The following is a 13,509-nucleotide window of genomic DNA, read 5'->3' as shown; positions in this document are numbered from 1 at the left end:
ACTCCTTGATTCATTATGAGTTGCTACGGGCAGCGTTCGCCACGGAGACGGCATCCTGTGCTTTTTGCTCTTCGGTTTTCAGCAAAGAACGTTCGTAAGCACGCAGGAATGGAAGGTACATCAGCGCTGACATCGCCATACAGATAAAGCACATCACCACCGGACTTAATGCCCAGTTTGCGGCCCAGGAAGCACCGATTGGCGCAGGCGTAGTCCACGGCGTCAGTGAAACAACCTGTGCCAGCCAGCCGAGTTTGGTGGCGCTATAGGCCAGCACGGCGTTAACCAGCGGGACGCAGACAAACGGGATGAACAACATCGGGTTCATGATGATTGGCGCACCAAACAGAATAGGCTCATTGATATTAAAGAAACTAGGCACAATTCCCATTTTGCCGATAGTACGCAGATGGGCGACGCGACTGCGCAGCAGCAGGAATGCCAGCGGTAAAGTTGAACCGACGCCGCCAATCAGCAGGTAGTGATCCCAGAAACCTTGCAGATAGACATGGGGCAGCGCAGCGCCCGCTGCCAGAGCGGCCTGGTTAGCGGACAGGTTCGCCATCCAGAATGGGTTCATGATGCCGGTTACGATCAATGAGCCGTGAATGCCGGCAAACCAGAAAATCTGGCACAACAGCACAGAAAGCAGAATAGCGGGCAGTGAGTCAGAAGCGGAAACCAGCGGCTCCAGCAGGTGCATAATCGCCTGCGGGATGATCATCCCGGTTTGTGCTTCGATAAACAGGTTCAGCGGATGCAGGGTCGCAATCACCACCAGTACCGGAATGAGGATCTCGAATGAACGCGCGACGCCGGTCGGGACTTCCTTCGGCAGGCGGATTGTCACGTTATTCTGCTTCAGCCATGCATATATGCGGGTGGAGTAAATGGCGGTGATGAGGGCGGTAAAGATACCCTGACCGGAAAGATACTGCGTCGAGATTTTACCGTCGGCATAGGGCGCAGCAACCAGTAAAAACGCCATAAAGGCCAGCAGGCCAGACATCACCGGATCGAGGTTAAACTGACGGCCCAGGCTGGCACCAATGCCCACGGAGATAAAGAACGTCATAACACCCATGCTGAGGTTAAACGGCAGCATCAGCTGTTCACGATAAGTTGCCGAGAAATCGAGCCAGCCCCGGGCAAAGCTGTTGGTGGTATCGGCAGAGAACGGCGGAAAAATAAACACCAGCATGAAGGAGCCGATGATCATAAACGGCAGCGCCGCAGTAAAACCGTCACGAATTGCAATCACATACTTCTGCTGCCCTAACTTGCCAGCGAGCGGGGTGATGGATTGTTCAATGACGGCAACCATTGACTGATATAACGAACTCATAATGACACCTTTCTAGTGTGTCGCTTCAATCAGCGACAGAGCATAATCCAGCACTTTGTCACCGCGTTGCATACCGTAATCCATCATATCTATGGCTTTTACGGGTATACCCTGGGTGGCAGCCTTTTCGGAGAGCGTATTAAGCATGTACTTTACCTGGGGGCCGAGTAGCACCACCTGGTAATTTGGAAACTGAATGTCAAATTCGGAAACGCCGTAGGCCTCAATCTTCACAGGCAATCCGCGAGACTCTGCCTCTTCAACCATTTTGCGAACCAGCAAGCTGGTGGACATCCCTGCCGAACAACACAACATAATCCTGAACATAGTGAACCATCCTTTAAATGTAAAAACTTATTGCGAGTCTGATTTGATATCATACGGAAACCGGTTTCCATTCATGGAAAACAGAACTGTGACGGCCATCAAGATCTTATTCTTATAAGGCTAATTATTTGGATTTAGCTCACGAAATTAGCTGTGAAGATCTCTTTTTGAGTCCAAATGGAAAATCGGTTTCCATGAAAAACGGAAACAGCTATACTGCGGATGGCGATTATTTGAGCCAATGTTAAATTCAGGATGGAAAGGGCCAGGCGGGTCCTGTCAGGGGAGAATGATGTCTACTATCAACGATGTATCGCGTTTGGCTGGCGTGTCAAAAGCCACTGTGTCACGCGTGTTGAGCGGATCGCGTGGCGTAAAAGAGGCCAGCCGCCTCGCCGTGTTGAAAGCGGTGGATGAACTCAATTATCGTCCTAACGTGATTGCGCAGTCGCTACTCAGCCAGTCTACGGGCTGTATCGGCGTGATATGCGCGCAGGACAACATTAATCAGACCACGGGTTATCTCTACGCGCTGGAAAAGCATCTTAGCCAGCATCAAAAGCACCTGCTGCTGCGTTTTGCCAATACCAAAGCGGAAGTCATGAGCGCTCTTGATGAATTAAGCTGCGGCTTGTGCGATGACGTCCTGATTATTGGCGCACGTTTTCCGCTGAACATCAATCAGGAGAATGTCATTCTGGTGGATTGTCTGGATTCCGGCGATGACGTCAACAGCATCCAGTTCGATCATGAGTTCGCTACCGAAACCGCCTGTAACTACCTGATAAGTCAGAACCGACGCCAGATTGCTTTAATTCATCCGGACGGGATGGGTTTCTCCGATCAGGTGCTGTTGGGCTATAAACACGCGCTGGAAAAAAACTTCCTGCCGTTTAACCGTAACCTGGTATTTATGGCTGCAACGTCATCGTCAGTGGCCTTGCAGGAGCTGCTGAACAACGCGTCCACGCTGAATTTTAACGCGCTGCTGGTGGCGGATGAACAGCAGGCACAGCGGGTGATCCCGCAGTTGCAGGCGTTTAATAAATCAGTACCGCAAGACATTATGGTCTTTAGCCTGGCCGGTTCGCTGCATCTGCCGGGAATCCCTACGATCCCGGCGATTGAATATTCCATGGACGCCATGGCGGCGCGGATCGTCAGTTGGCTTAACGAGAAAACCCAGAGCGTGCTGGGGTCGTACGTGCTGCGCGGCGACTTAATTATTCCTCAGCGTTAACGCTTTCCCTCTGGCGTGGGGCTATTTCGCTTCACGCCTATAAATCCGGGCATTCAACTTTGCCAAGCGCTTCCCAGTAGTTGTTTTGATTGTTTCTTTGAATTGCCAGAATGGCTTCGCGGATGTGCTGCTGATTACGCGTATCAGCCATAATCGTTTTTTCCCACACCTCATCAGATGGCGACCCTTGCGGGGTGCAAATCTTACGTAAATCCTTCATAACAGTATTCTTTTCGTGTACAGCCTGCAGACTGCCATAAGCCGAGTCGGCATATGCCAGACCGGGTAGCGTGAAAAGGACGGCAATAATCGGAAAAATGACTCGTTTCATGATAATAATCCTTGTTGTCTATGCGCATCATCTCAAGAGTAAGTGTAGACGGCATACGACTCACTCATCACCCTGTGTTAATGTCTAAAAATAAATCAGCCAGAAGTTGTAGTTATTTCAGGAGGATAGGATGAAAATACAGATTACAGATACGATTACCGAAGACGATCAAGATGCCCTGCTTGCCGGATTGCGCGCTTACAATCGGCAGTTTCTGAGAACCACCAATTTTGGCGACCTGGCGGTGTACTGGCGCGATGAGCGCAATGACATTCTGGGTGGGCTGATCGGCAAAATCAAAGGCGAATGGCTGTGCATTGATTTTCTGTGGATGCATGACTCGCTGCGTAAAGGTGGTTACGGCACAAAATTGATGCAGGCCGCAGAACAGACGGCGCGTGAGAGAGGATGCCTGCATGCGCTGGTGGATACCATGAGTTTCCAGGCGCTGCCGTTTTATCAGAAAAACGGCTATCAGCTGCAAATGACCCTCGATAACTTCCCGGAAACCGGTTCCGCGCGCCATTATTTGTCGAAAACGTTTTGATGACCGGAAGGTCTGGATGCCGCCTCACTTTCTTGCGCAGCAGAATAGTGTATGTTCTGAACAATCATTTATTTCTTAAGCGGTAAAGAGATGAGACGGATTGAGATAATACTGGGAGAGCTGGAACGGCTGACGCGAGGACTGAATCTTGCCCATCTGGCGCAGGAAACGGCGTTCACGGCGGAGGCCATCGGCTTCAACCTCGGGCTGGCGCGCAACTCGGTCAGTAAAGATCTCAATCAGCTCTGGAACGACGGCCTGGCGATTAAAAGCCGTGGGCGCCCGGTATTCTTTCTGCATCGTCAGGCGATTGAAACGCTGCTGGGGCGCAAACTGGATGAGTCCGAGCGAGAAGTGCAAACCGTTGCCGACCTGTTGCCTGTTCAGGAAAACCAGGCGACAGACGATCCCTTTTCCAGCCTGATTGGTTACGATCGCAGCCTGCGCGATGCGGTGGAAAAAGGCCGCGCGGCGGTGCTGTATCCCCACGGGCTACATGTTCTGCTGACCGGTCCCTCCGGCGTGGGTAAAACCTTTTTTGCCGAACTGATGCACCGTTTCGCCTGCGAACGTGCACCGGGAACACCTCCACCGCTGGTCTATTTCAACTGCGCGGAATACGCGCATAACCCGGAGCTGCTCTCATCGCACCTGTTTGGTCATCGACAGGGAGCGTTTACCGGTGCAAACGAGAATAAACCCGGTCTGGTTGAACAGGCTGATGGCGGCTATCTCCTGCTCGATGAAGTGCATCGTCTGCCGTATGAAGGTCAGGAAAAGCTGTTCTCTATTCTCGACAAAGGTGAATACCGGCCGCTGGGTTCCAGCGCCGTGGCGCGTTCAATCTCGGTTCGCCTGATATGTGCGACCACCGAACCGGTAAGTTCGGCGTTGCTGCGCACTTTCCAGCGACGTATTCAGGTATGTATCGATCTCCCCGGCATTCGCCAGCGTTCGGTGGAAGAGCAGGTTGAGCTGATCGTTGGTTTCTTACAGCGTGAGAGCCGCAAAATCGAGCGTACGATAAGCATCGACCGTCCCCTGCTGCTCTGGCTGCTGAACAAGCCGCTGGAAGGCAATATTGGTCAGCTCAAGAGCGATATTCAGTTTCTCTGCGCCCAGGCCTGGGCCTCGGGAATGACGGAGCACAGCGATACGCTACAGCTGGATAAACGTCTGACCGAGATCCCCTTTAATGCCACACCGGAACAACGTCTGTTGGTTGGAGCGCTGTTCGAAGGCAAAGAGCACCTGAGCATCGATGCCCGCACGTTGCCGGCACTGAAAAATTCGCTGGCCACCGGAGCCGAAATTGAAGAGAGCGATCTCTTTTACAGCTTCCTGACCCGGGAATATATCAACCTGCGTAACAGCAACGTACCACCTGCTGAAACGCTGGCAATCCTCAAAAACAAACTCAGCTCGATTTTTGAATACGGTCTCTACAGCCGCGACAGTGTGGCGCATCCCCCGCGCTATGGCGATCAGATTGAAGAGCGAGTTACGCTGCTGATCGGCTGCGTTGAGCAGGTGCTTGGTTTTACGCTGCCAGAAAATCTGGTTAACCCGCTGCGCAAACACTTTCTGGCGCTGATTGGCTACGTGCAGCGCGGCCTTATTCCGCAACTTTATTCTTCCAGCCTGATCCTCGATCGCTGCAAAGATGAATACGAAAACGCCACGCTGTTATGCCGAAAAATCAATGAACTGCTGCATATTCAGTGTCCGGCGACGGAGGTGGTCTGGCTGTGCCTGTTCCTCAAAGAGTGTCGCCATTACCGCCAACGGATAGACGCCAGTCCTGACTGCGGGGTGATTTTGATTGCCCATGGCGCGACGACCGCCACAAGCCAGGCGCAGTACGTGAATCGCGTGCTGGAGCGCGAGGTGTTCAGCGCTATCGATATGCCTTTCGAGCAGTCAGTGCATGACACGCTGGAAGCTCTGACACAGATGATCCAAACCCGGCAGTATCGCCGATTGATCCTGATGGTGGATATTGGCTCGCTGGTCCATTTTGGCAGTACGATCAGCAAATTATTCCAGATAGACGTTCTGCTGATGCCCAACATCACGCTCACCAGTCTGCTGGAAATAGGGTTGGATTTAAGCTACGAAACCAGCGACTTGCCGCAACTGGCGGCGTTGATGCAGAGCAAAAATATTCCCTGTCAGCTCTGTACGCCACAGCAGGAAAACAGCGGTAAAGTGCTGGTCATTTCGTGCATCACCGGGATGGGAACAGCAGAAAAAATCAAAAAGGTGCTGGAAGAGAGCTTCGGTGAGTTGATGTCGCAGGATACACGGATGGTGATCCTCGATTACAACGAAGTTCGCAGCCTGGAGCGTGTTCAGCAGGCGATTAACGCCAGTGAACGTCTGGCGGGCATAGTGGGTACTTTCCAGCCAGGACTGCCGGATATTCCGTTTATCTCGCTCGAGGAGTTGTTCTCTGAGCAAGGCCCTGAGCTGGTGCTCAGCCTGCTGACGCCAGATCTCTCCAGCAGCGAACGCCGACTGGAGATGGAGCGTAGCGCGATGCGCTTTATCAGCGCGTTGACTATGGAGAGCATCATTAACCATATTTCGGTGCTCAACCCGCAGCGTATTCTGAAAGAGATGGAAGGCGTGCTGAATCATCTGACCGCTGCGCTGTCGCTCAAACCGAGCCGTCAGGTGACACTGCGCTTCCTGATCCATTGCTGCTGTATGGTCGAGCGTATCGTGATTAACCGCAAACCGTTACAGATGGCGCTGGAGAACAAGCCGGATCTGGATGTTCGTGCGTTTAGTGTCATTAAATCTGCTTTCCTGCCGATCGAAGAGGCCTATGCCATTCGCTTATCGGACGCGGAATATTTTTATATCTACGAACTGCTGTATAGCTAATCCCAAGACTTGCGGGGCTTTGCGCCCCGTCGGCATCCATAACTCCCCCGCGTGACACAAATTCTGGCACAGCCTTTGCTCTGTTTACCTATGTCTATGTAATCGAGCCAGGAGGCCATTTTGACTACCACTGAATCCTTGCCCCAGATCCTGCTGCTGACCCATGGCGGCTGGGGGCAACAGCTTTGCAACAGCCTGCGCATGGTGATGGGCGAAATCAAAGGCGTGACGGAAATTCCGCTAATGCCCGTTGATACGCTCGGCGAATTTTATCAGCGCGTCGAAGCCGTAGTGAAAACTATGCCGGAAGGCTCACTGATCCTGACTGATTTTATTGGCGGCACCACGTCTAACGTGGCGGCACGGCTGAGCGCCGATTACCCGGTGGCAGTGATTTCAGGGCTCAATGCCTCTTTGTTACTGGAGGCGCTCGACAAACGCGAGCATGGCCAATTGACCACCTGCGTGGCCGATCTGGTCGAGGCCGGGCGTAGTAGCTGCCTGGACGTTGTTGCCCACGTACGTCAATTACAACAATCACAATAAGGAATAAACATCATGGCAAACATCGTTTTATGTCGTATCGATAGCCGTCTGATTCATGGACAAGTGGTGACCAAATGGGTTGGGCAATCTCAGGCAAACCGGATTGCAGTGGTCAGCGATGAGCTGGATGCCGATCCGTTTATGAAAAACATCTACCTGATGGCAGCGCCGCCGAACATCAAAGTGGATTGCTTTGGTAACCAGAGTTTTGCCGCCGCATGGAAAGAAAACCAGCTTGGTGACGGCAAGGTTCTGGTGCTGTTCCCCTCTCTGGCGGCGGTTCAGGAAGCGGTCCAGTTGGGTTTTGATGTCACCACCATTCAGGTCGGTGGGCTGGGCGGTGGGCCAAACCGCAAAGCGGTATTCCAGAACATTACGCTGGATGAAAAAGACGTCGGCATTCTGAGCGACCTGAAAAATCGTGGGATTCAGGTGTTCTTCCAGACTATCCCGGAAGATAAGCCTCAGTCGCTGGACGATATCCTGAAAAAATTCTAATTCTTTGATAACAGGGTACTTAATTATGGATACTTTAGTCTTCGCAAGCCTAATGGGGTTGTATTACTGGTTTGCCCGATTACGCCTTGGCTACACCTTCTCCGCCATGCTGCTACAGCCAGTGGTGATTGCCGTATTCGTTGGTCTGCTGTTAGGCAACATGGAAACGGCGATGATCATCGGTGCAGGTATGCAGCTGGTTTATCTCGGCGTGACCTCCACGCCAGGCGGCAACGTCCCGTCGGATCCGGCGCTGGCTGCCTGCATTTCAATTCCTATCGCCGTGAAGGCCGGAATGGACCCGAACCTGGCTATCGCACTGGCGATCCCGTTTGGCGTTATCGGCGTGTTCCTCGACCAGTTGCGCCGCACGCTAAACGCGGCATGGGTACATATGGCCGACAAGCATGCGGAAACGGCAAACATGGCGGGCATTATGCGCTGTGCGTTCCTCTACCCGGCGTTGCTCGGACTGGTACTGCGTTTCCCGGTGGTCTTCGCCGCCAACTATTTTGGTCAGGACGTTGTGGAAAGCTTCCTTAAGCTGATGCCGCATTGGCTGACGCACTCCTTTGAAATTATGGGCGGCATTCTGCCGGCGCTGGGCTTCGCCATCACCATTATGGTGATCGGTAAAAAGAGCCTGCTGCCATGGTTTATCGGCGGTTTCTTTGCGGTGCTGTACCTGAAGGTAGACATCATGGCGATGGCAATCTTTGGTACCTGTGTGGCCTTCCTCATTAAAGGTCTGGCGAAAAATGAAGGAGCAGCATGATGAGCAGCGATGTAATGCAGCATGAACTGGTGGAGCGCGCGCGTGAAAGCGGCACGTTGACCAAAGCAGACATCACCAAAGCCTGGTTTATCTACTGGCTAGGCGCGGAAGTTTCCAGCTCCTATGAACGTTTGCAAAGCCTTATTTTCTGCGCCTCAATGACGCCGATCATCAAAAAACTCTACCCGCAAAAAGAGGAGCAGGTTGAAGCGCTGAAACGCCATTTGAACTTCTTCAACTCGGAGCAGACGTTCGGGGCGGTGATTCAGGGGATCTCCATTGCGATGGAGGAACAGAAAACCCGCGGCGAGCCGATCAGCGACGCCTCAATTACCGGGATTAAAACCGGGCTGATGGGACCACTGGCCGGGATGGGGGACTCCATCATCTGGGCCGCCGTGATGCCGCTGTTAATTGCTATATTCATCCCGTTTGCGGCGAATGGCAGCGCGATGGGCGGAATTGTACCGTTAATTCTCTATCCTGCTATTACGCTGGCAATCAGCTATGGCATGGTTCACAAAGGCTATACGCTGGGGCGTGACTCGATAATTGGGCTGCTGCAGGGAGGGCGAATAAAGGAACTTATCTACGGCGCTAACGTGCTGGGTTTGATCATGATGGGGGCGCTTTCTGCAAGCTACGTCAAGATCACCACGCCGTTAAAACTTAGCGCCCTGAAAGGCTCTGAAGTGGTGGTCCAGCAAATCCTCGACTCTATTGCCCCCGGCCTGTTGCCGCTGGCGGCGGTGTTCGCCATCTATTTCTATCTGGTGAAGAAAGGGCCGCGTTACACCACGATTTTACTGTCGATTGTCGCGCTCAGCGTGGTCTGTTCGCTGCTGGGAGTGCTGTAAGCCATGACACAGAATATCTACCAACAATTGGGGCTAAAACAGGTCATTAACGCCTGCGGCAAGATGACGATTCTGGGGGTTTCCAGCGTAGCGCCGCAAGTAATGCAGGCCACCGCGCGGGCTGCTTCAGCCTTTGTTGAAATTGATCGGCTGGTGGACAGAACTGGAGAACTGGTTTCCCGCTACACCGGGGCTGAAGACAGCTATGTCACCTCCTGTGCATCGGCGGGCATTGCTATCGCTGTTGCCGCCGCCATTACCCGTGGTGACCAGGCGCGAGTCTCGCTGATGCCGGACAGCGCAGGTATGGCCAATGAAGTGGTCATGCTGCGCGGGCATAACGTTGACTACGGTGCGCCTATCACCAGCGCCATCCGTTTGGGCGGCGGGAGGGTGGTGGAGGTTGGCTCAAGTAATCTGGCGGCCCGCTGGCAGCTGGAGAGCGCGATTACCGATAGCACCGCCGCGCTGCTGTACGTGAAATCGCACCACTGCGTGCAGAAGGGGATGTTGAGCATTGCGGATTTTGTGCAGATCGCGCAGGTTCACAACCTGCCGCTGATTGTCGATGCTGCCGCCGAGGAGGATTTACACGCATGGGTGGCGAGCGGGGCGGATATGGTGGTCTACAGCGGGGCAAAAGCTTTTAACGCGCCGACCTCCGGATTTATCACCGGGAAGAAACAGTGGATTGCCGCGTGTAAAGCGCAGCACCACGGGATTGCCCGGGCGATGAAAATCGGCAAAGAGAATATGGTTGGGTTGGTGTATGCCCTGGAAAACTACCATCAGGGACAAACCGTAGTCACTGCCGAAGAGCTCCGCCCTGTGGCGCAGGCGATTTCAGAGATTCGCGGACTGGATGCGGATATAGAGCAGGATGAGGCCGGACGCGCCATCTGGCGGATTCGTATTCGGGTGAACGCACAGGTGCTGGGAATGGATGCTTACGCTGTAGAAGCGCACCTGCGTGAGGGCGATATCGCGATCTACGCTCGCCGTTACAACCTTCATCAGGGCGTCTTTAGTCTTGACCCGCGTACGGTCGCAGAAGGGGAAATGGCGCTGATCGTGGCCCGATTAAAGGAGATTGCAGAACATGCAGCACATTAATTTTTATCGTAATAAAGTGGCTATTAACGTGCTGGCGAAGGATATCGCCAATGCGCGGGAAATCTATGATGCTGCCGAAGGCCACGCGGTGATTGGCATTCTTTCGGCGCAGTTTTCCTCGGTTGAGGAAGGGGTTCTGGAAGTAAAACGTTGGATGAACGACGTGCCGTCGATTTCTGTGGGGTTGGGGGCCGGTGACCCGGCGCAGTATTACAAAGCGGCGATGATTGCCTCACAGGTACATCCAGCACACGTCAACCAGACCTTTACCGGTTGCGGGTTTGCGGCAGGCGCCTTGGCGGCAACGGGCGGTGAACAGACCCATATCAACGCGTTAGTCAGTCCCACTGGCACGCCGGGGGACGTGTTGATCTCGACCGGCGTCAGAAGCAACCAAGGCACGCCAGCCCGCGTTTCCTGCGAGGCAGCGGTCCGTATGATGTTGGATTCAGGAGCCCATGCGGCGAAGTTCTTCCCAATGGGCGGTGAACAGTCGCTGCCTGAGCTATACGCACTGGCGACGACTGCAGCACGAAACGGCATGACGCTGATTGAACCGACCGGCGGTATCGATCTCGATAACTTCGGCGTTATCCTGCAATCCTGTCTGGAGGCGGGAGTACCGCGCGTCATGCCGCATGTTTACAGCTCGATTATCGACCCACAGACCGGTAATACCCGGCCTGCAGATGTCATCAGGCTGATGGAGATAGTCAAAGCCCTGGTGTGATGTTGCTATCGCCGGATGGCACTTCGCTTATCCGGCCTACAGATAACCTCATGTCACCAGCCCGGTCAGCGTAAGCGCTATCGGGCATTTTGACGTATATAAAGGACACGCTAATGACAGTCAGGTAGAAACGCTATTTAATTACCTGGCGCAGTCTGGCAGCGCACCGCGTTTTGAGGCGTTTATTCGAGAGGTTGCTCTGCGCGTTCCCCAGCATAAGGAGAGATTAATGACGATTGCAGAATGCTTACGTGAGTCGGGGCGAAGGACAGGGTTGCTAGAGGGCAAACTCGAAGGCAAACGCGAGGGCAAAAAGGACGAAGCGTTGCGGATAGCCCATGCCATGCTTGAGAAGGGGATCGATCGTGAACTGGTGCTAATCATTACCGGTCTTGCAATTGATGAACTAACGGTATCTTCCGACTAATTTATCTTAGCCCCATTATGCTTTTTTCTTCTTGCTGATGCTTTTTCGTTTTTTAAACCGCAGCGGCCTTCCCGCTATAGTCATTTCATTACTCATCAGGCGGTTATTGCAAAAGGATAAAACGTGAAGCTGAAGATACCTTATTTCGGGGCCGGGGCGGCGGTATTACTGGCGGGATTATTGCTGGCAGGATGCGATCAACAGAGCAGCGATGCAAAGCATATCAAAGTGGGTGTAATTAACGGTGCTGAGCAGGATGTAGCGGAGGTCGCGAAGAAAGTCGCTAAAGAAAAATATGGTCTGGAGGTGGAACTGATGGGTTTTAGCGGTTCTCTGTTGCCCAACGATGCCACCAATCATGGTGAGCTGGATGCCAACGTCTTCCAGCATCGCCCGTTCCTTGAACAAGATAATAAAGCACACGGCTATAAGCTGGTCGCAGTGGGCAATACCTTTGTGTTCCCGATGGCTGGTTATTCGAAGAAAATCAAAACGGTCGCTGAACTAAAAGACGGTGCAACGATTGCGATACCTAACGATCCAACCAACCTGGGCCGGGCGCTGTTGCTGCTGCAAAAAGAGAAGTTAATTACGCTGAAAGCGGATACCGGCCTGCTGCCAACAGCGTTGGATATTACTGATAATCCGCGGCATCTGAAAATTATGGAACTGGAAGGTGCGCAGTTGCCGCGTGTGCTGGACGATCAGAAAGTGGATGTGGCGATTATCAGTACCACCTACATCCAGCAAACCGGGCTTTCCCCGGTACATGACAGCGTATTTATTGAAGACAAAAACTCACCGTATGTGAACATTCTGGTGGCGCGAGAAGACAACAAAGATGCCGAGAATGTGAAAGAGTTCCTGCAATCTTATCAGTCACCTGAAGTGGCGAAGGCGGCAGAAACTATCTTTAACGGTGGCGCGGTTCCGGGCTGGTAATCATAACCTTTTGCCGCGCCGGTTGGTGTTAAACCGCTCTGGCGCGGCGACGTGAGTCCATTGAGATAAGTATTACCGAAGAGAGGATCAAAAGCGTGCCCAGCCAGTCTGGCAGGGTAAAGGTAATACCTAACAGCAGCAGGGACAGCAACGCGCTGCTCAACGGTTCCGCGCAGCTTAAAATGCTCGCTTTCGGTCCGCCAATCATCTGCGCGCCTTTCAGGTACAGGCTAAACGTCAGCGACGTGCCGATGACCACCAGATAGAAAAACGCCAGAATCAAACTGCCATTCACCACGAAATTAGTGCCCTGTCCGGCATAAAACGGCAGCAGGATCATGCCGCCGATTAACATACTCCAGCCGACGACCGGCAGCGTGCCGTAGCGCGCGATAAGCGTTGAGGGGTAGGTGGTGTAGAACGCGGCGGCAAACGCCGAGGCAATTCCCCAGAACAGCGCGGCAGGTGAGATAGACAGCGACGTCGGGTTACCGTGGGTGACCAGCAAGAAGGTGCCGATAAGCGATGTGAAGATCGCAGTCAGCACTAAAATCCCCGGTCGTGCTTTGCGCACCACGGAAAACCACGCCACGATTATGGTCGGTGACAAAAATTGCAGCACCGTCGCGGTAGCGGCGTTGGATTTTTCAATAGTCAGCAGAAAAGTTAGCTGTACGGTGAGCGCCCCAACCACGGAAAAAATCAGCAGGCTGATGGCGTCTTTGCGGTTTTTGATAATGGAGAACACTTTGTCGCCGTGAACGAAAGAGAGCATCAGCAGAATGAGCCCGGCGAAAATCAGGCGCGTCATGGTCAGAAACTGCGACGACATCTGGCTTTGCTCCATGATGTATTGCGCGCAAACGCCTGAACTTCCCCACAATACGGCGGCAATCAGGACGTTCATCATCCCTCTTCTGGTGGAACTCATCTTTCCCTCGG

14 protein-coding genes and 1 pseudogene are annotated in these 13,509 nt (G+C 53.2%); 11 read left to right on the top strand and 4 right to left on the bottom strand.

From position 1 onward, the window contains the following. Positions 1 to 13: 13 nt before the first annotated feature. Together OGY10_RS23260 and OGY10_RS23255 are read right to left on the bottom strand one after the other, a co-directional pair. Positions 14 to 1,345: a PTS cellobiose transporter subunit IIC gene (locus tag OGY10_RS23260; RefSeq protein WP_008786512.1), complete on the bottom strand. Its 1,332-nt coding sequence runs from the start codon at positions 1,343 to 1,345 to the stop codon at positions 14 to 16. A 12-nt stretch (positions 1,346 to 1,357) separates the two neighbouring features. Further along, the gene (locus OGY10_RS23255) at positions 1,358 to 1,672 is read right to left on the bottom strand and encodes a PTS sugar transporter subunit IIB (RefSeq protein ID WP_008786511.1); all 315 of its coding nucleotides are present in this window, start codon (positions 1,670 to 1,672) and stop codon (positions 1,358 to 1,360) included. Between the two features lie 292 nt (positions 1,673 to 1,964). Between OGY10_RS23255 and OGY10_RS23250 the strand changes: the two genes are divergently transcribed. Continuing rightward, positions 1,965 to 2,912 carry a LacI family DNA-binding transcriptional regulator gene (locus OGY10_RS23250; protein ID WP_032941556.1) on the top strand — a complete coding sequence of 316 codons (948 nt, stop codon included), beginning with the start codon at positions 1,965 to 1,967 and terminating at the stop codon, positions 2,910 to 2,912. A 37-nt stretch (positions 2,913 to 2,949) separates the two neighbouring features. On the opposite strand, the gene OGY10_RS23245 is transcribed toward OGY10_RS23250, so the two are convergent. Further along, entirely contained in the window at positions 2,950 to 3,243 is a 294-nt protein-coding gene (locus OGY10_RS23245; protein ID WP_286577499.1) for a YicS family protein, read from the bottom strand. 130 nt (positions 3,244 to 3,373) lie between these two features. Here OGY10_RS23245 and OGY10_RS23240 point away from each other — a divergent pair, with 130 nt between their 5' ends. From OGY10_RS23240 to nlpA, 10 genes and pseudogenes are all read left to right on the top strand, one after another. Next, positions 3,374 to 3,790 carry a GNAT family N-acetyltransferase gene (locus OGY10_RS23240; protein ID WP_032945427.1) on the top strand — a complete coding sequence of 139 codons (417 nt, stop codon included), beginning with the start codon at positions 3,374 to 3,376 and terminating at the stop codon, positions 3,788 to 3,790. A gap of 90 nt (positions 3,791 to 3,880) precedes the next feature. After that, positions 3,881 to 6,679, top strand: a complete 2,799-nt coding sequence (gene dagR / locus OGY10_RS23235; RefSeq protein ID WP_191226634.1) for a transcriptional regulator DagR — start codon at positions 3,881 to 3,883, stop codon at positions 6,677 to 6,679. A 120-nt stretch (positions 6,680 to 6,799) separates the two neighbouring features. Further along, positions 6,800 to 7,225, top strand: coding sequence for a PTS sugar transporter subunit IIA (locus OGY10_RS23230; protein ID WP_032945423.1), 426 nt, complete (start codon positions 6,800 to 6,802; stop codon positions 7,223 to 7,225). 12 nt (positions 7,226 to 7,237) lie between these two features. Next, a complete protein-coding gene (locus OGY10_RS23225; RefSeq protein ID WP_003023959.1) occupies positions 7,238 to 7,723 on the top strand; it encodes a PTS sugar transporter subunit IIB in 486 nt (161 codons plus the stop codon). A gap of 25 nt (positions 7,724 to 7,748) precedes the next feature. Continuing rightward, entirely contained in the window at positions 7,749 to 8,498 is a 750-nt protein-coding gene (locus OGY10_RS23220) for a PTS mannose/fructose/sorbose/N-acetylgalactosamine transporter subunit IIC (protein ID WP_003023960.1), read from the top strand. Beyond that, positions 8,495 to 9,355 (top strand): PTS system mannose/fructose/sorbose family transporter subunit IID, encoded by an 861-nt coding sequence (locus OGY10_RS23215; protein WP_005121522.1) that lies wholly within the window; start codon positions 8,495 to 8,497, stop codon positions 9,353 to 9,355. Before OGY10_RS23220 ends, OGY10_RS23215 begins: the two co-directional genes overlap by 4 nt. 3 nt (positions 9,356 to 9,358) lie before the next feature. Further along, positions 9,359 to 10,468: a D-glucosaminate-6-phosphate ammonia lyase gene (gene dgaE, locus OGY10_RS23210; RefSeq protein ID WP_191226635.1), complete on the top strand. Its 1,110-nt coding sequence runs from the start codon at positions 9,359 to 9,361 to the stop codon at positions 10,466 to 10,468. Next, a complete protein-coding gene (gene dagF / locus OGY10_RS23205) occupies positions 10,455 to 11,198 on the top strand; it encodes a 2-dehydro-3-deoxy-phosphogluconate aldolase (protein ID WP_191226636.1) in 744 nt (247 codons plus the stop codon). The genes dgaE and dagF overlap by 14 nt, the downstream gene beginning before the upstream one ends. A 100-nt stretch (positions 11,199 to 11,298) precedes the next feature. Next, positions 11,299 to 11,625, top strand: a pseudogene (locus OGY10_RS23200) (Rpn/YhgA-type helix-turn-helix domain-containing protein); the annotation flags it as partial. Between the two features lie 123 nt (positions 11,626 to 11,748). Further along, positions 11,749 to 12,567 carry a lipoprotein NlpA gene (nlpA, locus tag OGY10_RS23195; RefSeq protein ID WP_191226637.1) on the top strand — a complete coding sequence of 273 codons (819 nt, stop codon included), beginning with the start codon at positions 11,749 to 11,751 and terminating at the stop codon, positions 12,565 to 12,567. A 28-nt stretch (positions 12,568 to 12,595) separates the two neighbouring features. On the opposite strand, the gene OGY10_RS23190 is transcribed toward nlpA, so the two are convergent. After that, positions 12,596 to 13,498: a carboxylate/amino acid/amine transporter gene (locus OGY10_RS23190; protein ID WP_003827166.1), complete on the bottom strand. Its 903-nt coding sequence runs from the start codon at positions 13,496 to 13,498 to the stop codon at positions 12,596 to 12,598. Between the last annotated feature and the right edge of the window lie 11 nt (positions 13,499 to 13,509).

Origin of the sequence: Citrobacter sp. Cpo148 (assembly GCF_030332375.1) — a bacterium.
Taxonomy (GTDB): domain Bacteria; phylum Pseudomonadota; class Gammaproteobacteria; order Enterobacterales; family Enterobacteriaceae; genus Citrobacter; species Citrobacter portucalensis.
This window is presented reverse-complemented; position numbering and strand designations above follow the sequence as displayed.